This is a genomic window from Phenylobacterium sp. SCN 70-31 (assembly GCF_001724605.1).
GTDB lineage: Bacteria > Pseudomonadota > Alphaproteobacteria > Caulobacterales > Caulobacteraceae > Phenylobacterium.
Window position 1 is genome coordinate 403,637 of the sequence record NZ_MEEX01000004.1, and the last position, 26,807, is coordinate 430,443.

The following is a 26,807-nucleotide window of genomic DNA, read 5'->3' on the forward strand; positions in this document are numbered from 1 at the left end:
TCGGGCCGCGGCGTAGGTTGAACCGGAATTCACATTCACTTACGCACAACAAGAACAACGCACGCATCCAGGGGAGTTAACGACCATGCCAGGGCGCAATCTTGCTCGGACTCTGCTCGCCTCCACCGCGCTCGCGGTGGCCGCCACCGCCACGCCGGTGATGGCTCAAGGCGACGTGGCTGAGATCGAGACACTCATCGTCACCGCGAACAAGCGGGCCGAGAACATTCAGGACGTCCCGATGTCGGTGACCGCCGTCAGCGGCGACTTCCTCGAGAAGACCGGCATCAGCAACGTGACGGAGCTGTCGCGCTTCATCCCGTCGGTCTCGATCTCGCAGTCGAACAACAACCGCAACACCACCGTCTTCGTTCGCGGCATCGGCACGTCGGGCACCAACCCCGGCATCGAGGCGAGCGTCGGCATCTTCATCGACGGCGTCTACATCCTCGCCGCCGGCCCCATCCAAGGGAACCTTCAGGACATTTCGACGGTGGAAATGCTGCGTGGCCCCCAGGGCACGCTGTATGGCCGCAACACGCCGGTGGGCGCCATCAACATCACGTCGCGCGAGCCCTCGCAGAAAGCCGAAGGCATGCTCACGGCGCGGGTCGGCAACTATGAGGACCGCGCGCTCAGCGGCTTCGTGGGCGGCGGCATCTCGGAAACCCTGGCCGGCCGCCTCTCGTTCTGGGCGACGGACCGCGACGGCTACGAGCACAACCTGTTCACGGGCAAGGACGTCAACGGCTCCAAGCAGTACGGCTTCCGTGGCCGCCTGAAGTGGACGCCCACCGACAACGTCACCGGTAACTTCATCGGCTACTACGCGAACATCGATTCGCAGTGCTGCACGCCCGAAACCCTGGCGCCCAGCACGGCGACGGGCATCGCCACGCCGGGCTTCCTGGCGGCCGCGAACGCCGTGGGGCGGCCGTTCCGCAACTTCGACGACCGCGACCACGTGGTCGACGACGATGTCGTGGGTGACAACGTGACCGACGTCTACGGCGTTTCGGCCACCTTCGATATCGAGCTGCCGGGCGGCCATACCCTGACGTCGATCACCGCGTTCAACGGCTACGAGGACAAGATCAAGTCGCTGGCCGCCGACGGCCTGCCGCAGAACACCGCCACGGGCTCGCAGCGGCTTCGGCGCGAAGGCTACTCCGAGGAGCTGCGGATCGCGTCGCCGGTCGATCAGCGCCTGTCGTATCTCGCGGGCGCCTACCTGTTCTCAGAAACGGTGACCTACACCTCGCAGACGCGTCTGGGCGTGCACGCCAACCGGGTGCTGCCGAACGGCCGCGCCTTCACGCCGGGCGACACGAGCACCTTCTACTACACCCAGGACACCAAGAGCTGGGCGCTGTTCGGCCAGGCCACCTTCAATGTCACCGACAGCTTCCGCCTCGTCGGGGGCCTGCGCTACTCGTACGACAAGAAGAACGGCTACATCGACGCCGACCTGAACCCGACGGCTTCGCTGGCGGCCCGGGCGGTGTTCTCCGTCAACCACCTGGGCAAGGTGCGTCGGAGCGAGGACAAGATCACCTGGTCGGCCACGGCCCAGTACGACGTGGCGCCGGGCGTCATGGTCTACGCGCTCGCCGCGACGGGCTACAAGACCGGCGGCTTCAACGCCCGGACGGCGGCGGTGGGCGTCCCGGTGGAGTTCGACGCCGAGAACTCGGAGACCATCGAACTCGGGATCAAGTCGATGCTGCTGGGCAATCGTCTGGTCCTGAACGCCGACGTCTACCGGATGAAGCTCACGGACTTCCAGGATTCGATCCTGAATCCGCTGACGGGCTCGGGCTTCATCGTGGCCAACGCCGGCGACCGGAAGGTGCAGGGCTTCGAGGCCGACGCGGAATTCCGGCCGATCCGCGAACTGACCATCAAGGGTTCGCTCGGCTACATGGACGCCGAGTTCACCGACTACACGGCGGGCCAATGCTATCCGGGCCGCGCGGCGAACGGGACCCAGCCCGGCACCTGCAACTTCAACGGCCTGACGCCGTCGCACAGCCCCAAGTGGACGTGGAGCCTGGCGGCCCAGTACCAGGCGCCCCTCGCCGGCACCGGCCTGGAGGTCTTCCTCAACGGGGACATCAGCTACACGAGCGGGAAGATGCTGGAGCCGCTGCTCGATCCGCGTGGCTTCCAGGACTCGGTGACGCTCGTCGGTCTGCGGGCGGGGATCGCGCCGGAGAACGGCAAGTGGCGGATCTCGGCCTACGCCAGGAACCTCTTCGACCGCAGCTACTTCGTCCAGAGCACGCTGCAACCGCTCAACGCCTTCATCTCGGCGGGCGGTTCGGCGCAGGCCCAGGGCTTCGTCGGCTGGTACGCTCCGCCGCGCACCTACGGCGTCGAGGCCACGGTCAGGTTCTAAGGAGCCGCGGGGCGGCGGGCCGGGGATGAGCGTGTGGCGCCCCCGGCCCGCGACCTCCAGTTCGATGAGACGAGCAGGTAGCGCGAGGCCGTGATGCTGACGTACGATCTCTACTGGTCCTTCCGGTCGCCGTACTCCTACTTCATCGCGGGCCGGTTGCGCGCGCTAGAGGAAACGTTCGAGTTGCAGTGCAACGTGCGGCCGATCTTCCCGATCGCCGTGCGGACCCCCGAGTTCTTCGAGAGCCGCGATCCGCTGTGGTTCAGCTACTTCATGGCCGACATCCGGCGTGAGGCCGAGTTCCTGGGCCTCCCCCTGCAATGGCCGCGTCCCGACCCTGTCTATCGGGCGCCGGACGGAAGCTATCCCAAGGAACAGCCCCACATTCATCGCCTCACCTATCTGGGCGTGGCCGCGGCGGAACGGGGGCGGGGCCTGCCGTTCCTGGACGAGGTGAGCCGCCTGATCTGGAGCGGTGAGACCACCGACTGGCACGAGGGCGATCATCTCCGCCTGGCGACCGAGAGGGCGGGGCTCGACTACGGCGAACTCATGTCCGCGGTGGAAGCCGACCCGGGGCGTTACCGCGCCATCGTCGAAGAAAGCCAAGCCGCCCAGCGGGCCGGGGGGCATTACGGGGTGCCGATGATGGTCTTCGACGGCGAGCCCTTCTTCGGCCAGGATCGGTTCGATCAACTGAAATGGCGGATGGAGCAGAAGGGCCTGAAGCGTCGGGCCCTGCCATGACCTCGCCTGCGCCCGAGGTCTTCCTCTACGGCGCGCCGGCCTCGCTCTACACGGCCAAGGTTCGGGCGTTCTTGCGCGTGCGAGGTGTTTCGCATGTCGAGCGGTTTCCGTCGCATCCGCGCTATCGCGAGGTGGTCAAGCCGACCGTGCGGTCCCACCGGATTCCTGCGGTCGAGTTCGCCGACGGGCTGATTATCCAGGACTCCGCAGCCATCCTCGACGAACTCGAGCGTCGCTACCCCGACCCCATCACCCTGGGGATGGGGCCGCGTCAGGCGCTGGCGACCCATCTTCTGGAGGTGATCGCGGACCGCGGCCTCGCCAAGCCCGCCATGCACTTCCGCTGGAACTTCCTGGAGGAGAACCAGGCCTTCCTGGTCGGCGAGTTCGGCCGCTCGCTTCGGTTTCCGGCCCCGGCGGAGGATGTCGAGCGCCTGGGCCTGCGGGTGGCGTCCAAGATGTCGGGCTATCTGCCGATGCTGGGGATCGAGCCCCGGACGGTCCCCGTCATCGAGCGGGTCTATGGGGAAACGCTGGCGCTTCTGAACGACCATTTTTCCCTGCACCCCTATCTCCTGGGGGACGCACCCAGTCGCGGCGACTACGCCCTGATGGGGCCCCTCTACGGACATCTGGGCCGGGATCCGAAGCCGCTGCACATGATGCAGCGCACCGCCCCCCTGGTCTATCGGTGGACCGAGCGCATCAACGGAGCCGAGGCCGAGACCCCCGAGTTTCCGGGTCGTCCGCGCGCCCTGCCCGACGAAGACCGGATACCGCCGACACTTGTCGCCTTCATGCGCCACCTGCTCCGCGGATACGCCGACGAACTGGTGCTGAGCGCCGAGCGGTTCAACGCGCTGCTGGCGACCCTGCCGGATATCCCTGCGGGGGGCTTCGTCTCGCACGAGGGGGCGGATCAGCCGACGCTAGGCCCGATCACGTTCGACTACCACGGCGTGACCGTCCAGCAGCAGGCGCTGGGCCATTCACTCTGGCTGCTTCAGCGGGCGCTGGACCATGTGGCCGGCCTGGACGGTGCGGCGCGCAACGCCGCGCTGGCGTTCGCCGACGCCCTGGGCGCGGGCGACGTCATGAATATCCGGCTGACGCGGCGGCTTATGCGCGCCGAAGGGCGACTGGCCGTCGTCTAACCCCGAATTGACACCCCCCGGGGCTCGGCTAAATTGAACAGGAATTCTTGTTCCGTTTTGGGCGAGAATGGAGGAAGCAATGACGGCTACGACCCCACCGGCCGCGACCGGTGTCTCGCGCGGCTATGCGCGATACGCGCTCGGCCTCCTGCTCCTCGTGTACGTGATCAACTACGTCGACCGGCAGGTTCTTTCGATCCTGATCGAACCGATCCGCGAGGAACTTGGCCTTACCGACACTCAGATCGGTCTTCTTTCCGGTCTCGGCTTCGCGCTGTTCTACGCGGCGGCGGGTCTGCCGATCGCGCGCCTGGCCGACCGTACGTCCCGAAAGGGCATCATCGCGGGCTGCCTGGCGCTATGGAGCGGGGCCACGGCCGTCTGTGGACTGGCGATGAACTTCCCACAGTTGCTGGTGGCGCGAGCGGCGGTGGCGATCGGCGAGGCGGGCGCGGGGCCGGCCGGACACTCGATGCTGGCCGACATCTTCCCGCATGGGAAGCGGGCCACGGCGCTGGCGATCTTCTCCTGCGGCGTGCCGATCGGCATCCTCGTCGGCCTGCTGGCGGGCGGCTGGCTGAACGAGATGTTCAACTGGCGGACGGCCTTCGTCATCGTCGGTCTGCCTGGCGTGCTCGTGGCGGTGGTGGTGGCCTTGACATTGAAGGAGCCGCCGCGCTCGGGGGTAGCCGCGACCGAAGCCCCGCTATCGACGTCCGAAACGCTGCGGACGCTCATGCGCATCCCGGCCTTCAACTACCTGGTGGCGGGCGCGGCGCTTCACGCGTTCACGTCCTACGGCGCGTTGCAGTGGAACCCCGCCTTCATGATCCGCTTCCACGGCCTCTCGACGGCCGAGGCCGGCCTCGCCCTGGGCCTGATCTCGGGCGTCACGGGCGTCATCGGCACCCTGGCCGGTGGTTGGTTCGCCGATCTCCTGGGGCGAAGGGACAATCGCTGGTACGCGTGGCTGCCGGCCCTGATGATCGGTGTCCGCGCGCCTCTGTTCATCAGCGCCTACATGGCGCCGACGCCGGCGCTGGCCATCGTGCTGCTGATCCTCCCGGGCTTCCTCGGCAACAGCTTCACCGGACCCGTTTTCGGCACGATCCAGACCATCGCGCCGGCCCGGGTCAGGGCGTTCGCCTCGGCCTGGACCCTCTTCATCATCGCGCTCGTGGGCTTCGGCCTGGGGCCGCTGGTGATCGGTGTCGCCAGCGACGCCCTGGCCCCGACGTTCGGGAACCGAAGCCTGGGCTACGCCATTGCGCTGGCGGCGATCGGCGAAGTGGTCTCCGTGATCTTCTTCCTGATGGCGGCGCGCCGTCTGCCGAGGAATTCCGCAGCGCCGGCCGCCCACTGAGGCGACGTCGCCTCAGCCTGTGCAATCTGCACGCGCAGGCGGTAGAGGATAACAGAGTTTCGAATCGAGAAGACCCCGTCCCTGATGGCCAAAGACAATCCAGAAGACACGCCATCCGCCGATCCGGCCTGGGCGCTGCCCGCCTACCAGACCCGCAGCCGGGAGCAGCGCGACAGGCTGCTCAAGGCGGGGGAACGTGTCTTCGCGGAGCATGGGTTCTGGCAGGCCCACGTGGCCGACATCGCGCGCCGGGCGGGCTGTTCCGTCGGAAGCTTCTACCGCCGCTTTCAGGACAAGGAGGCGTTCTTCTTCGCCCTGCAGAACTACATGGCGGAGAGGTCCGAGGAGAACATCGCCACCTTCTTCCGAGATCCGGCGTGCGAGACCGATCCGCTCGACGTCATGTTCCGCCGGCTGGTGGCGAACTCTGCGCGTTCGATGGGCCGCATCGAAGGCTACTTCCGGGCGCTGTTCGAACTCAGCCTGCGCGGCAAGGGCGTCTGGCCGTCCATGCGCCGGCTCGAGATCTTCGAGGCCGAACAGCTCCTCAGCCTCCTGGAGCGCCGGGGCATTCAGGCCGAGCCCGGCTTCGACGAACGGGCCCAACTCGCGATCCGGATGATGCACGGCCAGATCATCACGCAACTCCTGCACGGACCGGGACCTTTCGAGATCAGCGATCCGCGCCTTGCCGACGAACTGGGCCTGCTTCTTCTCCGCTACCTCGGCCTCGAGAACGAGGCCCGCTGACCGCGCTCAGAGCTGGCCGAACCGGATCTCATCGCTGCCCGCGGGCAGGTCGATGGTCATGCCGTCGCGAGCCAACCGCCAGTCGAGCGGCCCGCCGGCGTCCATGCCTCGTCCGAACGTCTCGGGATTGAACATCGGCAGGCCGGCTTGGGTGAGATGGTACAGCACCAGCCGTTTCGCCCCGGCCGCGCGGGCGATCTCGGCCGCCTCGACCGGCGTCGCGTGATAGGTGAGCGTATCGGCCATCAGGGCGCTGGTCCGAGCGGCGCCCGTGTTGTTCAGGACCTGGGAGACCTGTCGGGTCATGCCGTCGTGCTGAGCCTCGTGAAGCATGACGTCCACGCCTCTCGACGCTTCGGCGAACGGCGGCCACTTGCGGGTGTCGCCGCTGATCGAGACCGAGCGGCCCCTGTAGTCGAACCGGTAGCCCAGCGCCGGCTCGGCCGGCTCGTGGGCCACGCGGATGGCGGTGACGGTCAGCTCGCCGTCTCGCCACGCCTGGGCCGTCGTCGCCTTCGCCGGAATGGCGATCGTCTTGGGCGTCAGCTTCCCCGCGGCCAGCGGAAATCTGAACTCGCCTCGCTCATGGTGGGCGCGGCGGAAGGCGTGGTCGTCCTCGTAGGCCAGGTTGAAGCCGCGGGCGACCTTGTCGACCCCTCGTGGCCCGACCAGCGGTAGCGGTTGAGCCCGGCCCTGGACCCAGCTCTGCATGTTGAACTCGCCCAGGTCGCCGATGTGGTCCGAGTGCATGTGGGTGAGGAACACAGCCCGGGCCGAACTGAGCGGGAGCCGCCACATCATCATGTTCTCGGTCGCCTCGGAGCCGATGTCGACCAGGTAGAGGCCTTCGCCGGCCAGGATGGCGATGCAGGGCTTGGCGCGGTCGCGGACGGGCAGAGGCCCCGAAGTGCCGACCATCACCACTCGGAGTCCGTCGGGACCTCCCCGGCCTGGAGCCTGCGCCCGTCCTTGGCCGGGGTCCGGATTCGGACCTTGGGCGTGCGCCGTCACGGGGCTGACCATGGTCGCGGCGATCGCCGCCATCACCTGCCGCCTGTCCATCGTCCTCGCCTCCCATTTCCCGTCGCCGGGATTGTTTTTACGCCACGGTCCCGAAGCGGCTTGCAGCGGGTCGAAGCGCCCGCCATGATAATCGGAACTCCGGTTCACGTTAAAGCGCGAAGACCACCGGAGCGCAAATCAGGAGGAAGTCCGTGAGCGAAGGCGTTTACCGCATCTATGGGTCGGAGATGTCGCCCTACTCTGTGAAGGTGCGGTCCTACTTCCGCTACAAGGGCGTTCCCCATCTCTGGATCGCACGCAACGGCGACAACGAGGCCGAGTACAAGGCCATCGCGCGGATCCCGATCGTGCCCACGGTGGCCACGCCGTCGGGCGAGGGGTTGCAGGATTCCACGCCGATCATCGAGCAGGTTGACGCCCTGCATCCCGAGCCGTCCATCCACCCTTCGGACCCCGACCTGGCGTTCCTCTCGGCGCTGTTCGAGGAGTTCGGGGACGAGTGGGGAAACAAGCTGATGTTCCACCATCGCTGGTGGGACAAGGTGGATCAGGAGGCCTCAGCGCTGACCCTGGCCCGCCTCTCGGCGCCCCGGGCCGAAGCGGCCGAGGTGGCGATGCGGCAGAAGATGATCCAGGAGCGGATGACCGGCCGCGGCCATTTCGTCGGCTCCTCCGAGGCGACGGCGCACCTGATCAGCGACTACTGGTTCGAACTGCTGGACCTGCTGGAGCCGCATTTCGCCGACCGGAAGTACCTGTTCGGCGGGCGGCCGTCGTTCGGCGACTTCGGCCTGTCGGCCCAGATCTACGAGGCTTCGGTCGATCCCACCTGCGGCGCCGGCATCCTGGCGCGCGGCCCTCGCGTGCTGGCCTGGTGCCACCGGATGATGGAGCCGCGCGACGACGGCCCGTTCGAGAGCTGGGAATCGCTGGCGCCGACGTTGGCGCCTGTCCTGGCTTATGTGGGCCGTTACTTCCTGCCTTGGTCGCAGGCCAATTCCGACGCCCTGGCGTCGGGGCAGGCGGAGTTCTCGGTCGACCTGGCCGGACGCGCCTACGTTCAGCCGCCGCAGAAGTACCATGCGAAGTCGCTGGCGGCGCTCAAGGCCCGCTACGCCGGCGCCCGGACGCCTACGCTGGACGCCATCCTCGAGGCGGCCGACTGCCGCCGCTGGCTCGCCGGATAGGCAGGCGCGAGGTCCGGAACGCGAAAGGACGGAGCGGCCCGCGCCGCTCCGTCCTTTGCATTTCCGGCCGGACCCCGGGGTCCGGCGCGTCTCAGAGACCCTGGAACAGCACCTCGCAGCCGGTGCCGGCGAGGGCGGCGTCGGCGGCCTTACGGTCGGCAGGCGCCAGCGCGGCGTACTCCTCGCGCAGCCATTGCAGGCACTTGCCCTGGTAGGTGAAGGGCTGCTGCACCCAGCGGCCGCCGTCGATCACCGTCTCGACCTGCTGAGCGCCGTCGCGCAGCGCCTTGGCGTTGGCCAGCAGCAGGGGCGCGTAGACCCGGCCGATCTCGGTCAGGATCGCCTTCGTCGTCTCGGGCAGGGCGTCGGGCGCGAACCAGTCGGCCTCGGTGGGCTCCAGGCCGGAGAGATCCTCCACCGCGCCGGTCCAGGCGAAGACGCGCGGCGCCCGCGCCTCGGTCACGGCCATCGAGGTGGGATCGAAAAGGGCGAGCTGGGTGAGCTGGCCGTAGCAGCCGAAATCGCCGGCGCCCGGCCGCGCGCCCAGCATGAAGGAATGACTGCGCAGGTGGGCTTCGAAGGCGTCGAGGAAGCGGGCGTAGCTGGCTTCGATGATCGGGCCGGTCACCTCGTTCGAGCCCACATAGCGCAGGCGCGGGATCTGCCGGCCGGCGATCTCGTCGCCCATGACCTTGAGCTTGTCGTCCGACGTGCGACCGCGGGTCCAGGCCGGCAGGATCGCCGAGGCGCGGGCGATGTCGGGGGCGTAGGCCCAGCGGAAATGGAACATGGCCTTGGTTAGCCACTCGTCGCCGTAGTCCTCGATGAGGGCGTCGAGGAAGGCCAGCGCCGGGTTCGACGGTCGCGCCTCACGGCCGGCGTGCTCGCCTTCCAGGCGTCTGAGGATCGGCGTGGAATCGGTCGCGGGCTGGAGGGCGCCGGTCTGGTCCTTGAAGTAGAAGGTCGGCAGCAGGCTCACCTTGGTGGTGGGGAGCCCGGCGGCCGCTCCGTGCGAAGCGAGGATCAGCCGATAGGGGATGCGGCGATAGCGCAGCAGCGCCAGCATCTTGCGGGTGTAGGGCGAGCCCGGGACCCCGTTCAGGGTCACGAGGTCGGTGGTGGTGTCGGTCATCATGGGCCTCGTTTCAGCTCACGGCCCGGGCCTGGCCGGCCCAGTAGGGTTTCCGAAGGTCACGGCGAAGGATCTTCCCGGCCGGGTTGCGGGGAATGGTTTCGACGAAGTCCACGCTCTTGGGGGCCTTGTAACCGGCGAGGTGCTGCCGCACCCCCGCGATAACGGCCGCTTCGTCCCGGGCGGCGCCGGGGCGGATTACGACGATGGCCTTCACCGCTTCGCCCCACCTCGGGTCGGGCACGCCGATCACGGCTGCGTCGGCGATGTCGGGATTCTTGGCCAGCGCGTTCTCGACCTCGGCCGGATAGATGTTCTCGCCCCCCGAGACGATCATCTCCTTCACCCGGTCGTGGATGTAGAGATAGCCATCCTCGTCGAAATAGCCGGCGTCGCCCGTGTGGAGCCAGCCGTTCACGATGGTGCGCGCGGTGGCCTCGGGGTCTTTCCAGTAACCCGGCGTCAGGGCCGCCGAGCGGGTCAGCACCTCGCCGACCTCACGGGGCGCGCATTCGGTTCCGTCGGGCCGCACCACCTTCACGTCGATGCCGGGCAAGGGCTTGCCGCAGGCGAGCAGGCGGCTGTCGTCGCGATGGTCCTCGGGCGAGAGCATCGCCACGGCGCTCGAGGCTTCGGTCATGCCGTAGCCCTGGGCGAAATCGCAACGGAACACATCGCGGGCGCGCCGGAGCACCGTCTCGCTGATCGGCGAGCCGCCATAGGTGATGAGCGTGAGCGCAGAGAAGTCGCGCTCTTCGACGCCAGGGACTTCGAGGCACATCTGGATCATGGCGGGCGCCAGCGCGGCGCGGGTCACGCGTTCGCGCTCGAACATCTCCACGATTTGGGGCGGCCGGAACTGGTCGCAGGTGAGCATCATGCTGCCCGCCATGAGCGACCTGAGGACGGCGTTCAGACCGTTGACATGAAAGAACGGGGCCGGCGCGAACACGATGTCGTCCGGCCCCACCGCGTTCCAGGCCAGACGCTCGAGGGCGCCGAAGCTGGCCGCGTAGTTCGCGTGCGTCAGTTGCACGCCCTTGGGGAGGCCCGTGGTCCCGCTGGTGTACATCTGGACGAAGACATCGTCCCGATGAGCGGGGAGAAGGGGGTCGTCGGCGATCTGCGCATCGCGCCACGCCGCGTAGGATTGCTGGGACTCGCCGTCGATCACGATGACCTGCGCCGGGCCGCGCAGCTTGTCGCGGACCTGGGCGGCGACGTGCGCGAACTCGGCCTCTACGAAGAGCATCTCCGCATCGCCGTGTTCGAGGATGTAGGCGATCTCGGGCGGGGCCAGGCGCCAGTTGACGGCCAGCAGGACGGTGGACGACTTCAAAGTCCCGCCGAGGATTTCGACATAGGCGGCGGAGTTCTTCGACATCACCGCCACGCGGGATCCCGGCCGGCAGCCGGCGCCGATCAGGCCCAGCGCCACCTGGTTCGCCCGGCGGTCCAGCGCGCCATAGGAAAGGTCTGCGCCCTCGAAGCGGCAGGCGATGGCGTCGGGGCGGATGCGCGCCTGCTCGCGCACGAAATCCGCATAAAGTTCGGTGGCCATTCGGCGTTTCTCCCTCTCCTTATGCGAACCGAAATTCCTATTTCGGTCAAGGCGGAAATGCGGGGCTTCCCGAGAATTCCTTGGCGCGGCTGGAGACGAAAACCGCAAGAGCTGGAGAGGTGGAGAAACGCGGGGCGAGGATTCCGCAGGGGCGGAGGCGTCTGCGGACTTTCAGCGGGGGACTACGATCCCCGATGTGGGCTGAGTCGCCGCCTGGGCGGCTTCGCGCTCGGCCATCAGGCGGATCACCTCGCGCTCGGCGGCCCGGACCATGGTGACGGCCGCGGCGGCCGCCCCCTCGCCGTCGCGCGTCTCGATCGCGCCGACGACGGCTTTCCACAGGCCGACCGACTCGCGGCGGCGTTCGGGTCGGTTGAAAACGGCGAAGTGGAGCAGGGCGCGGCGATTCAGGCGCTCGGTCTCGGCGATCAGGGTGCGGTTGCGCGCCGCCATGTAGACGCTGGCGACGAGGGTGTTCCGCGCCTCCATGAAGTCGGGCTGCTCGGCGTCGCGGGCGACTGCGGCCGACAGGGCGTCGAAGGCGGTTCGGACAATGGACAGTTCGTCGGCGGTCGCGCGCGTCGCGGCCAGGCGGCAGGCATGGCCGAAGAGAAGGCCTCGCAACTCGTAGATCTCTTGCGTCTCGTCGACCGAGAGGTCGGTGACGATCACACCGCGCCGGGGGCGGAACTGCACCAGCCCCTCGCGGGCCAGCAGGTGAAACGCCTCGCGCACGGGCCCCCGGCTGACGCCGAAACGCGCCGCGATCTCGGGCTCGGGCAGACGCGCGCCGGGCTGGTAGTCGCCGCCCAGGATCGCATGGGTGAGCCGCCGCGCGATCTGTTCGGGCAGGGATTCGTCGCTGAGGAGATCCTGGCTCAAAAGCGATCCTGGCTCAAAATTCGACCCTGAGCGGCGCTCTGCGGACCGGACGGCCCGGCGTTTCGAGACCTGAAGCTATCTCGACTCGCCGGGTCGCGTCACGTGGACCCGAGCGGGACCCATCGCTCGCCATCCTGAGGGCAAGCATCCTAGTCGCGCCGGGCCTCGGCCAGGCCGGCCTCGAGGTTGCGGCCGCACAGATAGAAATGGACCGCCGCCCAGAGGTGCGCTCCCGCAAAAATGATGAGGGAGTAGCGCAGGGATTCCTGGCCCAGCGATGGCCGTAGCATGTCGCTGAAGACGCCGATCAGCATGGGACCGATCCCGAGACCGAAGAGGTTCACGCAGAGCATCTTGACCGCTGCCGCGACCGAGCGCATCCGCAGCCGGGCCAGGCTCTGGACCAGGGCGAGGGATGGGCCGAGGTAGAAGCCGCTCAGAAACGCCGGCAGGGCGAACAGCGCCAGGGCCACATAGGGCGAGGACGAGAGGAAGGCCGCGATCTGGAACGGGATCATGACGAGCTGGCTCACCGCGATCATCCAGACGCCCCACGGCACGCGCCGCTGCTGGAGCCTGTCGGTCAGCCACCCGCCGGTGACGGCGCCGAGGCCGCCCATGACCCCGAAGACGCCGGCCAGCATCACGCCGACCTGGGCCGGCGTCAGCCCGAACGAGCGCATGAAGAAGGCCGGCTGCCACTGGCCCATGCCGTACGAGATGGTGGCGGCCACCATCGAGGCGGCGATCAGGTGGCGCATGGCCCGGTTGGACCAGAAGTAGGCGACCGATTCGCGCAGGGGCGGCGGCTCGACCGCGGCCGAGGCGCGGCCCTCGGAGAAGCCGCGCGGCGCCTCCTTCAGGAAAAAATGCACCGCCAGGGCCAGCAGAACGCCGGGCAGGCCCACCACGAAGAACGCGGCGCGCCATCCGTACTGGTGCGCGACGAACCCGCCCAGGACGAGACCCAGCAGCATCCCGACGTTGGCGCCCAGCGCGATGATCGACATCACGCCCGAACGTTTCTCGGGCGGGTAGTAGTCGGCCAGGATCGAGTGGCTGGAGGGATTCACGCCCGCCTCGCCGATGCCGACGCCGAAGCGCGCCAGCAGCAGGTGCCAGAAGTTCTGGGCCAGGCCGCAGATCGCGGTCATGGCCGAGAACGTCGCCAGCGAGAAGGTGATGATGGTCTTGCGGCCGCCGCGGTCGGCCATCATGGCCAGCGGCAGGCCGAGGGTGACGTAGAAGGCGGCGAAGGCCAATCCGCCCAGGAAGCCGAGCTGGGTGTCCGAAAGGCCGAACTCCAGCTTGATGGGCTCGGCCAGGATCGAGACGATCTGGCGATCCATGATGCTGAAGGTGAAGGCCAGGAACAGCAGGACCAGCGCCGTGCGCCGCTGGCGCAGGAAGCCGGGGTCGTGGGTGGGCGCAGGACGCTGGGTTTCAGGCATGGTGACAGGCGCCGCGTCTGCGGCCACGGATTCCGTCATGATGATTCCTCCCCTGCCGCCGCGCGTTCGCGCGGTCAGCCGTTGTCGTCGTGTAAGTTGAGCATCAGCACGCGCTCGGGCCCGACGCGCCCCGCCAACAAGTCTGTCCACGCCCGCCGGCACGCTTCGGCGCCTCCGACCGCCTCGACGGTCCGGAGGTGGGCGGTGGCGCGCGCGATGCGCAGGGCCTCGACCTGAGCCCGCTGACGCATCACGCCGGGACCCCATTCCGCATCGCGCTTGGCGGCCTGACCGGGACCGAAGAAGAACGTCGGCTTGGGGCCCGGCAGATCGGCTCTCTGGCCCCGCTTGTCCCAGTGCGTGACGCCCACGACGCAGCTGTGGGTCAGCCGGTCGCGGAAGTGGCCGTGGACCCGGGCCCGGACCTCGGCCGACCCGGCCATATCGACCACGACGGTGGGAACCTGCGGGTCCAGCGTCTCGATCTCGTCGTAGCTCACCACCTGGTCGCAGACGTCCAGAGATCCCACGAAGTCCCGGTTGCCAGCCGAGGTCGCGCCGACCACGCGCACGGGCTTGCCGTCGCGCCGGCCGGCGAGGTCGGCCAGGCCGAAGCCCGTCTTGGACGAAGCGCTGAGCACCAGGAGCTGACGCGCCCCGAACCAGTCGTTGTCGGCCAGGAAGTCGTCGATCATGAAGCTGGTGGTGAACAGGGGGACCAGGGCCGAGCGCTCGGCCTCCAGGCCGGCCAGTTCCGGCGGGTCGGCGCGGGTGCGCTGATAGCGATTGTAGACGTCGGCCAGTCCCTGGCGGTGCGCGGCGACGTCGGCGAAGCCCCGCTCGCTCACCTCGCCGGGTTCGAGCACCGCGTGCGAGGCCATGGGCAGGAAGCCCCAGATGCGCTCGCCCTCGGCCAGGGCCTCGCAACGGGAGCGGACCACGGTGGCGAACCCCCAGACCGGCAGCACACCCCACGGCTCGGGGCAGGGGAAGAACCGCCAGTAGCCCAACATGTCGCCCGAGACGGCGTAGCTGACGTTGTTGGCGGTCAGGGCGAACGTGTCGATCCGCGCCAGCACCTGGCCCGGCGCCAGGTCGGGCAAGGCGTGTTCGGTGATCCGGCTGCGGGCGAAGTCGTCGCGGACGACCTCGATCTGCTTAAGGGTCGGGTCGGGCATGGTCAGGCCTTCCGGCGCAGCGAGAGGGCGAGGAACAGCGCGGTCAGCGGGAAGACGACCAGGCTGGTGTAGTGCTCGGGCGGGTGGTGTCCGGACGACGGGGGCGCATAGACCCACCACCGGGCGATCAGCATCCCGCGCTCCATCAGGAGCATCAGCAGGAACAGCGGCGTCAGCGCCGGATAGCGCAGGGCCACGACCAGCAGGACGATGCCGAAGGGGATCTGGGTGGCGCCTTTCCAGGCGAAGAGGCCCACCACAGACTCCCGGCGGGCGCCCATTTCCAGGCCCGCGATCACGCCCGCGCCCCCGTCCGGCAGGTAGCTGTGGATCAGGCCCGGCACGATGGTGAGCAGCGCCATGAGTCCCAGGAAGATCCGGGCCGCCCGGCCGTCGTAGCCTTCGCCTTCCAGCCGCGGCAGGAGGGGATTCATGCCGTCCTCGCGATGAAGGCGTTGATGTGCTCGACCAGTTCGTTGGGCACGTCCTCCTGCAGGAAATGGCCGGCGGTGGGGAACACGTGGTGCGGCTGGCCCTTGGCGCCGGCGATGCTGTTCTGCAGCTTCACGTTCCCCCCGCGGGCGACGGGATCCATGCCGCCCCAGAGGGTCAGAAAGGGGCGGTCGTAGGCGCAAAGCTTCGGCCACGCCGCCTGGTTCAGAGGCGCGCCGGGGTTGTCGGGCTGGACCGCGATCAGCACCGGGAACTGGGTGACGCCCGCCTCGTAGCTCGGGTCGGGGAACGGGGCCTGGTAGGCGGCGGCCTCGGCGTCGGACATGGCGTGCGCCTTGGCGGGGCCGAACCGGTCCCATGGGAAGGCGGTGGCGTTGCGCATGACGCCCACCCACATCTTCATGAACTCGCTCTCGCCCTCGCCCCGCGGAAGGCCGGTGTTGGCGGCGATCACGCGGGCGAATCGCTCGGGGTGCTGGGAGACCAGGTAGAGGCCGATGGTGCCGCCCCAGTCCTGGCAGAAGAGGGTGATGTCCTTCAGGTCCATCGCCATCAGCCAGTCGGCCATCCACTGATAGTGGCGGGCCAGGGTGTAGTCCGCCTTGTGCGCCGGCTTGTCCGAACGCCCGCAGCCCACCAGATCCACCGCGATCACCCGGTGGCCGGCGGCCACAAGGCCGGGGATCATCTTGCGATAGAGAAAGCTCCAGGAGGGGTTGCCGTGCATCAGCAGGACGGGCGCGGCGTCGCGTGGCCCTTCGTCCACACAGGCGATGCGCAGGGGTGTCCCGTCGCCGGCGTCGATCTCGGTGTAGTGCGCGGCGTAGGGGAAGTCCGGCAGGTTCTCGAACCGGCTGTCGGGCGTGCGTACGATGTCCATGGGATCCGTCTTCTTGCGGGGAGTGTGGGCGGGGCGAGCTAGGCGCGGGCGTGCTTCAGGACGAGTTCGGCGATGCGGGCGCCGTGGGTGTCCTGGAGGAAGTGGCCGGCGTCGGGCAGCAGGTCGAAGGTGGCGTGCGGGTAGCGTCCGGCCCAGGCGCGGCCCCAGGCCTCGGGAAACACCTCGTCCTCGGCGCCCCAGATGAAGTGGATCGGCCGGGTCCAGCCGAGCAGGGTTTCGAAGTGGCGGGCCTGATCGGCCGCCGCGCCGCCCTCCGGGTTGTCGAACGGAATCGAGAGGGGGAACCGGCGGGCGCCGGCGTGCCCGGCGTGGCCCAGGCCCTCGAAGGGGGCGTCATAGGCCCGGCGGACGGCGTCGTCGGAGGGCGAGAGCGCCGGGGCCGGCTGGCCCCCCGCCATCGCCGCGAGCGCCTCGCGGGTCGTGCGCCCGGTGGCGGCCATCATCAGCCAGCCGATGGTCAGGCGCTCGGGCACATTGCCGGCGTAGAAGCCTCCGGGATGCCAGCCGGCGTTCCAGCGCCGGACCGCCGGCGTGTAGTCGAAGGCGTCGTGGTGCAGCCAGGTGTTCATGACCACCAGGCGGGCGAAGCGCTCCGGGAACTCGGCGGCCTGGGCCAGCCCGATCGGGCCGCCCCAATCCTGGCAGAAGAGAGTGATGTCGCGCAGGTCCAGTTCGGCGACGAGCTGGGCCATGGCGCGCACGTGGCGCGCGATCGAGTACCAGCTGTCCAGGATCACCTTGTCCGACCGGCCGAAGCCGATGTGGTCGGGCGCCACGCACCGGTACCCCGCCGCCGCCAGTGCGGCGACGAGGTGGCGGTTCAGGTAGCTCCAGGTCGGCATGCCGTGCATCAGCAGGGCGACCGGGCCGTCCGACGGACCGGCCTCCACATAGTGCATGCGCAGGCCGTCGATCTCGACGTAGCGGGGCGCCCACGGATAATCGGGCAGCCCCTCGAACGCGGGCTCGGGCGCGCGGACGAAGGGGACGCCGGCGTAGGTCTCGTGCACTTCGAGCCGATCCGCCGGCGCGTGCGCCTCAGCCAGGCCAGTAGATATATTCATCGGCTGTCGTCGCCTTCTCTTCGAGCGTCTTGTCGATCGTCACCGGCATGGCGCCGGTGGCGGGGAACAGGGCCGAGCGTCCGCCGCGGCGGTGCTCGGCTATGGCCGCCTTGAGTTCGGCGACCTTGGCGGGGTTGGAGGCCGCCAGATTGGTCTGCTCGGTCGGGTCCACGGCGACATGGAACAGCCAGTCCTTCTTCGGATTGTCCGAGGTCTGGAGTTTCCAGCCGTCCTTGAGCACCGCGAGGTAGAAGCCGTCCTGCCAGAAGATGGCCTGGTGAGGCGGCGCGGCCGGCCGCGGGCCCATCAGCCAGGGGAGCAGGTTCTTGCCGTCGATCGGTCGGTCGGTGGGCGGCGTGGTCCCGGCGGCTGCGGCCACGGTGGGCAGGAAGTCGATGTGGCTGACGGGGTCCTCCAGCCGCGTGCCCGGCTGGATCCTGCCCGGCCACGAGATGAAGTAGGGCACCCGGATGCCGCCTTCGAAGAAGGTCAGCTTCCAGCCGCGGTAGGGCTTGTTGACGTCGGGCAGGCCGATATAGCCGGCGCCGCCGTTGTCGCTGGTGAAGACCACGATGGTGTTGTCCGCCAGGCCCTCCTCGCGGAGCGTCTGCATCACGCGGCCGACGCTGCGGTCCAGGGCGCGCACCATGGAAGCGTACACCCTCAGACGGTGATCCTGGATGTGCGACAGGGCGTCATAATCGGCCTTGGACGCCTGTAGCGGGCTGTGGACGCCCCAATGGGCCAGGTAGAGGAAGAACGGCCGGTTCCTGTTGGCCTTGATCACCTTCACCGCTTCGTCGGTGTAGTAGTCGGTGAGGTAGCCGCGCGGCGAGAACACCGGCCCGTCGTTGAACGAGGCCGCGTGGGTCATCCGAGCCCAGATGAACTTGTCGATCGGATCGAACGGCAGCTTGGCGTTCACCACCTGAGGGTCGTCCTCGGGCAGGTACAGCCCGCTCGCCATCAGTAGGCTCTCGTCGAAGCCCTGGGCGTTGGCGCCGAACTCCTTACCGCCGCCCAGATGCCATTTGCCGATATGGGCCGTGTGATAGCCGCGGGCCTTCAGCACCTCGGCGACCGTGATCTCGGAGCCCGGAAGCCCTTGCTCGGCCATGGGCGGCTGCGCGGCTTCCGCCTTGGCGTCGCGGAGCATGTCGTGGGGCCGCGAGCCGTCGTTGTAGAACATCGTCATGATGCGCTGCATGCCGCCGGGCGTGGGCGTGAATTCGAACCCGTGCCGGGTGGGATAACGGCCGGTCAGCAGCATGGCCCGGGACGGCGCGCACGCCGCGGTGCCCGAATAGGCCTGGGACATGATCGCGCCGCTGGCGGCCAGGGCGTCGATGTTGGGCGTGGGGACCGTACCGCCCGCGACACCGCCGCCGAACGTCGAGAGGTCGTTGATCCCCAGGTCGTCGGCCAGGATGAAGACGATATTGGGCGGCCGGTCTCCGGCCACGGGCGCGTCCGGACCGCGGTTCCAGGCCACCTCGATGTTGGCGACCGGATTTTCCTTCCCGCGCGACCCCACCACGAACAGGATGATCGAACGGAAGTTGGCGGCCGCGACCGCGCCCAGGGCCACCACGACCAGCAGGACCGCGCCCAGGGTGATCAGGGTCTTGCGCGCCCTCATGACCCCAGCGCCTCGACCAGCAGGTTGCGCTCGATCTCGACCAGCAGGACGTAGGAGTCGGCGCTGTCCACGCGACGGCGGCTCTTGAGCTGGTCGCCGACCGTGGCCGACAGCATGTGGATGCGCGACTGGGCGTACTTCCGGGAGTCGCCGATGATGGTGTCCTCGACGTCGAAGACGGCCACCGGGGTGGCGTCGAGCCCTTCGGCGTAGTCGGGCGCGTTGCGGTCGGCCACCACCTGGACCAGCAGCATCGGGGCTTCGCCGAGCCGGGGCGGGGCGGGCGGGGCGCCGTCGGGCCGGAAGGTCGCCAGCACGATGGTGAAGTCCATGCCGGCGATCTTGTGGATGTGGCGTTCCTGGAACTCGGGCAGGCGCTGCATGTCGAGCTGCGATACCCGGGTCGGATACTTGGCGATCGCCACGCGATCCCAGCGGGCGCCGTCGCCGACGAGCTGATGGACCACCGGCGCACGCAGCGCGCCCAACGCGCCCACCCGGCCGAGTTCTTCCTGAGGCGAATAGAGGTCGTCGGCCTCCCAGCCGGACAGCGTCGTCTGCCGGCCATCGGGATATTGCGCCACGGGATGGTAGCGCATGAGGTTGAGCGCCCACATGGGACGGGTGTCATCCGTCCGCTGCCGCCAGCCCCGGATGTAATCCGTATTGGGCGTTCCGTAGCTCATCATGGGGTGCTCTTTCCTCGTCAGTAGCGTTTGCTGATTGCGAACTTGACCACCCGGCCGACGGCCGAGGCGGTGAAGGGGTCGTAGTTGAGGCTGAGGCGCGCGAACGGCGGCGCCTCGTCGAAGACGTTGCTGACCGACAGCGACGCCCGGGTCCGCCAGGGCAGTTCCGCGCGGACGGCGATGTCGTGAGTGACGAAGGCCTTCACGGTCTGGCCGGCCGTGACGGTGAAGAGCTGATTGCGCTCGTCGCGGTAGATCAGAGGATCGAAGACGCCCGAGCGCCGGTCCTCCATCTTGCCGATGTAGTTGAGCGTCCAGCGCACGCTCAGCCGGTCGTTGCTCCATTCCGCGAAGGCCGAACCCTTGAGATCGGGCATCGGATAGATGCTGGTCTGGGCGTTCAGCGCGCCAGCGCCGTCGAAGGCGGGGGCCACCTCGATGCCGGCGATGCGCGTGCTGCCGACCTTGAACTTCGAGACGTGGGTCAGGCTGGCGCCCAGCGCGACGTCCCCGCCCCAGATGTCGCGCCAGCGGTACTCTGCGCCCACGTCCACGCCGGCCAGCGTCTGGTCGGCGCCGTTGGCGTTGCGGACCAGCAGCCGGCCGATGTTGGCCGCGCCGCACGCGCCGTTGAAGGTGAAGCGGCCGACCAGTTCCGCAAAGGCGGGATTGGCGCAGTTGTTGGTCCCGGCGGCGCCGTTCGGGAACACGGCCGAGACCAGGCCCGCCACGGGTTCGGTGGCGATCGGGTTCTCGAAGTCGAACCGCCAGAAGTCGACGGTGGCCCGCAGGGCGCCGGGGGTCAGGATCACGCCGACCGAATAGGTGGTCGCGGTCTCGGGCTTCAGTGCAGGATCGCCCTGGATGTCGATGGTCCGGAACGACCCCAGGATGCTCTGCAGCGAACTGGCGATGTCGGAGTTGCGCTGGGTGAGCGGCGGCGCGCGGAAGGTGGTCGAGGCCGACCCGCGGAAGGCCAGCCAGTCGGTGGCGCGGAAGCGGAGGGCGAACTTCGGGTCGAAGGTGGTCCCCGCCTGGCCGCCGTAGTCCTCGAACCGGGCGGCGAGCTGGGCCTGGAGCCGGTCGGAGACCGGCAGCTGCAGCTCGGCGAACACCGCCTTCACCTCGCTGGAGATGTCCTGCGGCCGGCCGGTGGGGGTGAAGGCGAACGGTCCGACGCGGGCGTTGCCGGTGCAGGTCGTGACTCCGAAGTCCGGCGTATTCACGCAAGGCGAAACCAGGTTGTCCCGGAACGCGCTGAAGGCCGTCTCATGCGTGTTGCGGCGGAACTGCGCGCCGGCCGCCCAGCTCACGGGGCCGCCCGGCAGGTCGATCCCCGTCTCGCCGTCGAACACCGCGTCGAGCACGAGCGTGGTGGCGAGCAGGCTGGCCGACCCTTCCTGGAAGAACCAGGCCGTCACCTCCTCGCTGTTCGCGACGGCCGGGTTGTAGCCGGGATTGGCGACGCCGGTGTTGGGGTTGCCGGCGATCGCGTTGGAGAAGGGGTTGTAATAGAGGCAGCCGTTCTGGCCGGGCGTGTTGAGCGCACGGTTGCAGTTGGGCCCGCCCAGGCCGCGCAGGGCCAGCTGGTAGCGGTTGATGAGCGTGTCGTAGGCGGTGTTGTAGGCGTCGTCCTCGCCGTAGGTGACCGCCAGGTTCCAGCCCAGCCTGTCGCCGAACGCCCGGCCGCGCAGATCGGCCGAGATCCGGAACAGCTCGTACTCGCGCACGCCCTTGGCGCCCCCGTCGTCGAAGATCGGGTTGCCGCCCAGGCCGAAGGGCCGATTCAGCAGCAGGCGCACGCCGCCGGCGGGTAGGCGATGAGGCCCGGGTGGCTGGCGGGGACATAGTAGGCGCCCGCCTGGGCCGGGATGGCCTGGGCCTCGGCCGTGGGCACGCCCAGCGCAGGGTAGGATGGAGCCGTCGCCCAGCGGGGCACCTCGGTGCGCCCCCAGAGCCCCTCGACGTGCAGCAGGACGTCGCCGGGCAAGTCGAAATTGACCTCGGCGTAGACCTGATAGTGCTCTTCCTTCTCGACCAGATTGTCGAAGGGCGTCGCCTGGGCCAGGCAGGCCGGCGTCGTGGCGTTGGCGAAGCCCGCGAAGCCGCCCAGGAGCGCACAGGCCACGTCGCGTTGAGGCGTGCCGGCCGGGTTCAGCCCGTTGGCCGCCAGCGGCAGGAAGCTGTGCGGGCTGGAGATGGGATTCCAGCCCCCTTCCGGGTTGTCGGCATAGGACTTCACCGCCCAGTCGCGGTCGCGGACCGACAACTCGGAACGGTGCTGCCAGCCCGCGCTGATCAGCACGTTGGCCCGTTCGCCCACCCAGCCGTAGGTCGCCGACAGGCCCCAGTTCCCGCGGGAGCCCTCGATCGCCGAATAGTCCGCGTTGACTTCCAGGCCCTTGAAGTCGCGCCGGGTGATGAAGTTGACCACGCCGGCGATGGCGTCCGAGCCGTAGGTGGCGGCCGCGCCGTCCTTCAGGACCTCCAGGCGGCCGATCGCCGCCACCGGGATCATGTTGGTGTCGACGACACCCGTGCCGCCCTGTCCGGCCGGATTGATCGGCATCCGGCGGCCGTTCAACAGCACCAGGGTCCGTTGGGGGCCGATGCCCCGCAGATTGACGCTGCCCGTGCCTTCAGAGGCCAGGGCCCGGTTGTCGAACTGGTTGCTGTCGCCCAGCACGCCGCTGCTGGCCGGCAGGTTCTTGAGCAGGTCGACGACCGTCGGCGAGCCGCGGCGCTGGAGGTCTTCGGCGGTGAGCACATCGACAGGCAGGGCGTTCGTCTGCACGCCTCCCCGGATGTACGAGCCTGTCACCACCACTTCCTCCACGGTGGAGCGTGACTCGGGTTGAGCTTGGGCCGCCCCGGCGGCGCCGAGCAGCCCTGAGGCCGCCAGGCCGACCGACGAAGCAAACAGCCGCGATCTGTGGGTCACGTTCTTTCCTCCCCCATCATGGCCCGGCTTCGCGAGAATGTGAACCGGGACTCTTATTCCTATTGCGCGAACCATTGCCTTGTCGCATAAAACTGTCAACAGAAGACAGTTGTCGAAATGCACGATAGCGTGCGGACGTGTTGAGAGGGAGCGCCATGGGGCGAGGTTTTGGGGCGGGCCGGACGGCGGCGATCGTTCTGGCGTTCGTGGCGGCCGGGTCCGCGCAGGCGGAAGAGGAGCCCAAGAACGATCCCAGCCAGTGGTTCCGGATCGCCCGGCCGGACGACCGGGTGGACGTGTTCACCCACTACGACCGGATTTTCCCGGTGGATCGCCTGACGCCCTCGCCCCGGCCTCGCGCCTACGCCCGCGACGTGAAGCCCCTGGAGGCGACGCCCTATGTGTTCGAGGGGCGGGAATCGACGGTGGGCGACTACATGGCCCGCGCCAACGTCAACGGCCTGATGGCGCTGAAGGGCGGCAAGGTCGTCTTCGAGGCCTATCGCAACGGCGTGGGACCCACGACGCAGCACTCCCTCTGGTCGGCGTCCAAGAGCTACACGATCACCGTGCTCGGCGTGGCGGTGCGCGAGGGCAAGATCAAGAGCATCGACGACCCCGTCGAGACGTACGCGCCGCAGTTCAAGGGGACGACCTATGGTCCCGTGTCGATCCGGCACGTGGCGATGATGTCGTCAGGCATCCAGTTCTTCCACGACCAGGGCCGCCCCAACCGCAACGACATGTACCTCGCCCTGCTGGGCGGCAAGAACCTGGATGATTTCGCCGCCGAGCGCGGGCCGCGCGTTCCGCCGGGGACCGACTTCAACTACCTTGCGACCGACACCCACGTTCTGTCGGCGGTTCTGCGCGGCGCTTACGGGAAGCGTTACGCCGACATCGTCCAGGAGAAGCTGTGGACGCCCGCCGGCTTCTCGAGCGGGGCGTCCTGGTCGAAGCACGCGCGCGGACCCGAGGGCGTGAACTTCGGTCACTGCTGCCTCCAGGCGACGCTCCAGGACTTCGCGCATCTGGGCCAGCTCTACCTCGACGACCTCGTCGTGGGCGGGAAGCCCCTGACGCCAAAGGGGTGGGCCGACCTCGTCACCCGGCCCTCGGCGCCGTTCCAGGAACCGGGCGAGAAGGCGCGCGGCTACGCCATGCAGTTCTGGGTTCCCCAGGGCCACCAGGACGAGTCGATGGCGCTGGGCGCCTTTGGTCAGATCCTGTGGGTCGACCGCAAGCGGGGGGTGGTCGTCGCCCAGCTCGCCGCCAACGGCGACAAGCCGCCGACCGACGCCGAGGAGAACGCCGTGTTCCGCGCCATCGTGGATGCGGCGCTCCGCAGCCAGTGAACCCGATCCGAACCCGCAAAACCTTCGCGTCCCAGGGAGCGCCCGAATGAACATCGCCGACATCACCGCCAGCATCGTCCGCATCGCCGCCAAGATCCCCTACCGCATGGGGCCCATGGAGGACGGCGGGGACGAGTACTACGGCCTCATCGTCACCGTGACGACCGACCAGGGCGTCAAGGGATACGGCGAGGTGTTCCTGACCCCCGGCTGGTACGCCCCCGACACGCCGATGGGGATGATCGGGATCGTCGAGCGCACGTTCGCGCCTGCGCTCAAGGGCGTGTGCGTCATGGACACCGAGCGGGTCGTGGCGGTGATGGACAAGGCCTGGGAGCTGGGCAACCTGTTCGCCAAGTCGGCCGTCGAGATGGCCGTGCACGACGCGGCCGCCCGCAGCATCGGCCGCTCGGTCTGCGACCTGATGGGGGGGCGGGTGCGCGACCGCTTCGCGCTCTCGGGCGGCGTGGGGCACGACACGCCCGACCGTATGGCGGCCACGGCCAAAAAGCTGGTCGATCGGGGGTTCAGGACGATCAAGCTGAAGATCGGCGCCAAGACCGACCCCGAGTTCGACGTCGTCCGCGTGCGCACCGTGCGGGAGGAGATCGGGCCCGACATCAAGCTGCGGCTGGACGGCAACGGCGTCTTCACCGTGCCCGAGGCCATCCGTCTGATCCGCAAGCTGGAGCCCTACGACCTGGAGCACGTGGAACAGCCGGTGCCGGGCTGGAACGTGGACGGTATGGCCGAGATCCGCTCGAAGATCGGGGCCCCCCTGATGGCCGACGAGTCGGTCCACAGCGTCCAGGACGCCATGCGGGTGGTGAAGGCCGGCGCGGCCGACGCGGTGAAGATCAAGATCGCCAAGACCGGCGGCTATCGCCGCAGCCAGCAGATCGCCGCCATCTGCGCCTCGGCGGGCGTGGATGTGCTGATCGGCCAGGGAATCGGCACCAGCCTCCAGGCGCTGGCCGAACTGCACTTCGCCTGCTCGCACGCCGCGGTGAAGCCGGCCGCCGAGTTCATCGGCTCGGACAAGCTGACCGACGACATCCTGAAGTCGCCCATGACCATCGAGGACGGGCACGCGCTCCTGCCCGAGGGCCCTGGCTGCGGCATCGAGGTGGACGAGCGCAAGCTGGAGTCGCTGGGCGTCTCGTTCTCCGCGAAGCGCGCGGCCTGAAGCAGGGGAGGAAGGCCATGAACGTCATCGACACCCTGAACCGGCCGCACCAGCCCTACGGCCGCGCCTGGGTCGACCGGGTGCGGCGCGAGATCGGAGCCGACCTGATGGGCGTGCTCGCCGTCACGCCCGAGTCGCATCCCGACTTCATCTACGGCGTCCAGGCCTTCCTGCCGACCGCGAAGGCGGCGGTGCTCCTGGCCAACGAGATGGCCTCGGAGACGGTCAACCTCGTGAAGCCGCCGGCCAAGTACGCGGGCAAGGTGAAGACCGGCGCGCTGCTCTCGCCGCACGTGGTCCAGGTGACGTCCGAACTCGACCACGCCAGCTCCGCTTTGGCGCGGATGCTGAAGCAGGAGGGGTTCCGCACCCTGGCGCTGCCCAGCCGGGGCCTGCCGTTCCGCCCCGGCCAGTTGAAGGCCACGCTGTCGTACTGCCACATCGCCGAGGCGGCCGGCATGGGCACCGTGGGCACCCACAGCTTCCTGATCACGCCCGAGTTCGGGACCCGCGTCCGCCTCACCTGCGTGCTCACCGAGGCGCCGCTGCAGACCACCGTCCGCATCGATCCGGTGGACGACTGCACCCATTGCCTGGACTGCGTGAAGATCTGCCCGGTGGGCGCCATCTCCTCGCCCGGCCCGGGCCGGCGCTACGAGGTCGATGGCATGCGCTGCAAGATGTACCGCGACATGGTCGACAACTGCGGGCTCTGCCAGAAGGTCTGCAGCTACTCCACCCATCACTCCGAGATCGGCGACGGCCCGCTCGTCGCCAAGGTCCATTTCCCGGCTCAGCCGGTCGCGGACTACGACCAGGTGGACGCTCCTTGAGCGAGGGGTCGAACCGCTTCGCGGAACTGCTGGTGGAGGACGACGCCTACCACCTGATGTCGCGCGGGGTCCTGCGGGTCCGCGGCCGCAAGGGACGCGAGGCGTTGCAGAGTCTTCTCACCAACGAGATCCCCGAGGGTGTCCGGGCGGCGACCTACGGGGCGGTGGTGGACGCCGAAGGTCGGGTGGCCGGCGACATGCTGGTGGTTCCCGACGACGGCGACCTCCTGATCGACTGCGACCGCGGTCAGGCGGCGGTCTGGATCGACCTTCTCCGCGCCCGGGGCGGCGACGGTGTGGACGTGGTCGACGAGAGCGGTCGATGGCGCGTCTTCGGGCTGCTGAACAACCAGTCGGTGTTCGACGACGGCACGCCCTACATCCGCTACGCCGACCCGCGCCGTCACGAACTGGGCAGCCGCGTGCTGCGGCCGGTCGAGGCGCGCGAGAGCCTGTCCTGGCGGCACGAAGGCAAGTGGCGGGCGCACGCCTATCGCCTGGGCGTCCCCGGGAGCGAGGCGTTCGGGCGCGCGCGGCTGGACGTGTTCGAGGCCGGCCTGCACGGGCTGAGCGCGCTGCATCCCGCGCGGCTCGAGTCGCTGGGCCTGCCCACGCTGGAGGCCGGCCCGTCGGCCGCGGTCCGCCGCTTGCTGCCTTTCCGGGTCGAGCCCTCGGGGCCGGGTGTCCCAGCGATGCTGGGCGAACCCATGATGGGCGGCGCGCGGGAGGTCGGCCGGGTGGTGGCGATCCAGGGTCTGTTCGGCCTGGCGGTGATGGCGCTGGAGTCCTGGCGTGCGGCGCTCGAGTCCGAACCCCTGCTCCGCTGCGCGGGCGAGCAGGTGCTGCCGACCTGGCCCACCTGGCTGGGGCGCGAGAGCACGGGGCGCGCCAGCCCGGCCGCGCGGGCGTGATACGGCGGG

General features: G+C 68.9%; 23 protein-coding genes. 10 read left to right on the plus strand and 13 right to left on the minus strand.

Going from position 1 to position 26,807, the window contains the following annotated elements:
• Window positions 1-85 precede the first annotated feature (85 nt).
• The 5 genes from ABS78_RS04300 to ABS78_RS04320 all read left to right on the plus strand — a co-directional run bounded on the left by ABS78_RS04300 (window position 86) and on the right by ABS78_RS04320 (window position 6,412).
• The gene (locus ABS78_RS04300) at window positions 86-2,398 is read left to right on the plus strand and encodes a TonB-dependent receptor (protein WP_293375355.1); all 2,313 of its coding nucleotides are present in this window, start codon (window positions 86-88) and stop codon (window positions 2,396-2,398) included.
• A 93-nt stretch (window positions 2,399-2,491) separates the two neighbouring features.
• Window positions 2,492-3,145, plus strand: coding sequence for a DsbA family protein (locus ABS78_RS04305; protein ID WP_293375357.1), 654 nt, complete (start codon window positions 2,492-2,494; stop codon window positions 3,143-3,145).
• Complete coding sequence (locus ABS78_RS04310; protein WP_293375359.1) at window positions 3,142-4,299, plus strand: glutathione S-transferase family protein; 1,158 nt, start codon at window positions 3,142-3,144, stop codon at window positions 4,297-4,299. Before ABS78_RS04305 ends, ABS78_RS04310 begins: the two co-directional genes overlap by 4 nt.
• A gap of 79 nt (window positions 4,300-4,378) precedes the next feature.
• Window positions 4,379-5,662, plus strand: coding sequence for an MFS transporter (locus ABS78_RS04315; RefSeq protein WP_293375361.1), 1,284 nt, complete (start codon window positions 4,379-4,381; stop codon window positions 5,660-5,662).
• 84 nt (window positions 5,663-5,746) lie between these two features.
• Window positions 5,747-6,412, plus strand: coding sequence for a TetR/AcrR family transcriptional regulator (locus tag ABS78_RS04320; RefSeq protein WP_293375363.1), 666 nt, complete (start codon window positions 5,747-5,749; stop codon window positions 6,410-6,412).
• 6 nt (window positions 6,413-6,418) lie between these two features.
• Here ABS78_RS04320 and ABS78_RS04325 read toward each other — a convergent pair whose 3' ends face one another.
• Window positions 6,419-7,474 (minus strand): MBL fold metallo-hydrolase, encoded by a 1,056-nt coding sequence (locus tag ABS78_RS04325; RefSeq protein ID WP_293375365.1) that lies wholly within the window; start codon window positions 7,472-7,474, stop codon window positions 6,419-6,421.
• Window positions 7,475-7,626: 152 nt separating this feature from the next.
• Here ABS78_RS04325 and ABS78_RS04330 point away from each other — a divergent pair, with 152 nt between their 5' ends.
• Window positions 7,627-8,622, plus strand: coding sequence for a glutathione S-transferase family protein (locus ABS78_RS04330; protein ID WP_293375367.1), 996 nt, complete (start codon window positions 7,627-7,629; stop codon window positions 8,620-8,622).
• 91 nt (window positions 8,623-8,713) lie between these two features.
• Here the strand turns inward: ABS78_RS04330 and ABS78_RS04335 are convergent, their stop codons facing one another.
• The 12 genes from ABS78_RS04335 to ABS78_RS04390 all read right to left on the minus strand — a co-directional run bounded on the left by ABS78_RS04335 (window position 8,714) and on the right by ABS78_RS04390 (window position 22,513).
• On the minus strand, window positions 8,714-9,754 hold the full coding sequence (locus ABS78_RS04335; protein WP_293375369.1) for a glutathione S-transferase N-terminal domain-containing protein: 1,041 nt from the start codon (window positions 9,752-9,754) through the stop codon (window positions 8,714-8,716).
• A gap of 13 nt (window positions 9,755-9,767) precedes the next feature.
• Window positions 9,768-11,315 (minus strand): long-chain-fatty-acid--CoA ligase, encoded by a 1,548-nt coding sequence (locus ABS78_RS04340; RefSeq protein WP_293375371.1) that lies wholly within the window; start codon window positions 11,313-11,315, stop codon window positions 9,768-9,770.
• A gap of 171 nt (window positions 11,316-11,486) precedes the next feature.
• Window positions 11,487-12,197: a GntR family transcriptional regulator gene (locus tag ABS78_RS04345; RefSeq protein ID WP_293375373.1), complete on the minus strand. Its 711-nt coding sequence runs from the start codon at window positions 12,195-12,197 to the stop codon at window positions 11,487-11,489.
• A 149-nt stretch (window positions 12,198-12,346) separates the two neighbouring features.
• Window positions 12,347-13,687 (minus strand): MFS transporter, encoded by a 1,341-nt coding sequence (locus ABS78_RS04350; protein WP_293375375.1) that lies wholly within the window; start codon window positions 13,685-13,687, stop codon window positions 12,347-12,349.
• A gap of 35 nt (window positions 13,688-13,722) precedes the next feature.
• Window positions 13,723-14,826, minus strand: a complete 1,104-nt coding sequence (locus tag ABS78_RS04355; RefSeq protein ID WP_293375377.1) for a DUF2855 family protein — start codon at window positions 14,824-14,826, stop codon at window positions 13,723-13,725.
• 2 nt (window positions 14,827-14,828) lie between these two features.
• Window positions 14,829-15,260 carry a hypothetical protein gene (locus tag ABS78_RS04360; protein WP_293375379.1) on the minus strand — a complete coding sequence of 144 codons (432 nt, stop codon included), beginning with the start codon at window positions 15,258-15,260 and terminating at the stop codon, window positions 14,829-14,831.
• Window positions 15,257-16,159: a haloalkane dehalogenase gene (locus ABS78_RS04365; protein ID WP_293375381.1), complete on the minus strand. Its 903-nt coding sequence runs from the start codon at window positions 16,157-16,159 to the stop codon at window positions 15,257-15,259. Before ABS78_RS04365 ends, ABS78_RS04360 begins: the two co-directional genes overlap by 4 nt.
• A 38-nt stretch (window positions 16,160-16,197) precedes the next feature.
• On the minus strand, window positions 16,198-17,244 hold the full coding sequence (locus tag ABS78_RS04370) for an alpha/beta fold hydrolase (RefSeq protein ID WP_293375383.1): 1,047 nt from the start codon (window positions 17,242-17,244) through the stop codon (window positions 16,198-16,200).
• Window positions 17,219-18,883, minus strand: coding sequence for a sulfatase-like hydrolase/transferase (locus ABS78_RS04375; protein WP_293375385.1), 1,665 nt, complete (start codon window positions 18,881-18,883; stop codon window positions 17,219-17,221). Before ABS78_RS04375 ends, ABS78_RS04370 begins: the two co-directional genes overlap by 26 nt.
• Window positions 18,880-19,572 (minus strand): hypothetical protein, encoded by a 693-nt coding sequence (locus tag ABS78_RS04380; protein ID WP_293375387.1) that lies wholly within the window; start codon window positions 19,570-19,572, stop codon window positions 18,880-18,882. The genes ABS78_RS04375 and ABS78_RS04380 overlap by 4 nt, the downstream gene beginning before the upstream one ends.
• A 17-nt stretch (window positions 19,573-19,589) precedes the next feature.
• Window positions 19,590-21,374 carry a TonB-dependent receptor gene (locus ABS78_RS04385; protein WP_293375389.1) on the minus strand — a complete coding sequence of 595 codons (1,785 nt, stop codon included), beginning with the start codon at window positions 21,372-21,374 and terminating at the stop codon, window positions 19,590-19,592.
• Complete coding sequence (locus ABS78_RS04390) at window positions 21,359-22,513, minus strand: TonB-dependent receptor plug domain-containing protein (RefSeq protein ID WP_293375391.1); 1,155 nt, start codon at window positions 22,511-22,513, stop codon at window positions 21,359-21,361. The genes ABS78_RS04385 and ABS78_RS04390 overlap by 16 nt, the downstream gene beginning before the upstream one ends.
• Window positions 22,514-22,668: 155 nt before the next feature.
• On the opposite strand from ABS78_RS04390, the gene ABS78_RS04395 reads away from it, so the two are divergent.
• The 4 genes from ABS78_RS04395 to ABS78_RS04410 are packed head-to-tail and all read left to right on the plus strand — an operon-like array spanning window position 22,669 to window position 26,798.
• Window positions 22,669-23,868 carry a serine hydrolase gene (locus ABS78_RS04395; protein WP_293375393.1) on the plus strand — a complete coding sequence of 400 codons (1,200 nt, stop codon included), beginning with the start codon at window positions 22,669-22,671 and terminating at the stop codon, window positions 23,866-23,868.
• A 46-nt stretch (window positions 23,869-23,914) separates the two neighbouring features.
• On the plus strand, window positions 23,915-25,054 hold the full coding sequence (locus ABS78_RS04400) for an enolase C-terminal domain-like protein (protein ID WP_293375395.1): 1,140 nt from the start codon (window positions 23,915-23,917) through the stop codon (window positions 25,052-25,054).
• A 17-nt stretch (window positions 25,055-25,071) separates the two neighbouring features.
• Entirely contained in the window at window positions 25,072-25,887 is an 816-nt protein-coding gene (locus ABS78_RS04405; protein WP_293375397.1) for a 4Fe-4S dicluster domain-containing protein, read from the plus strand.
• Entirely contained in the window at window positions 25,884-26,798 is a 915-nt protein-coding gene (locus ABS78_RS04410; RefSeq protein ID WP_293375399.1) for a hypothetical protein, read from the plus strand. The genes ABS78_RS04405 and ABS78_RS04410 overlap by 4 nt, the downstream gene beginning before the upstream one ends.
• Window positions 26,799-26,807: the final 9 nt, after the last annotated feature.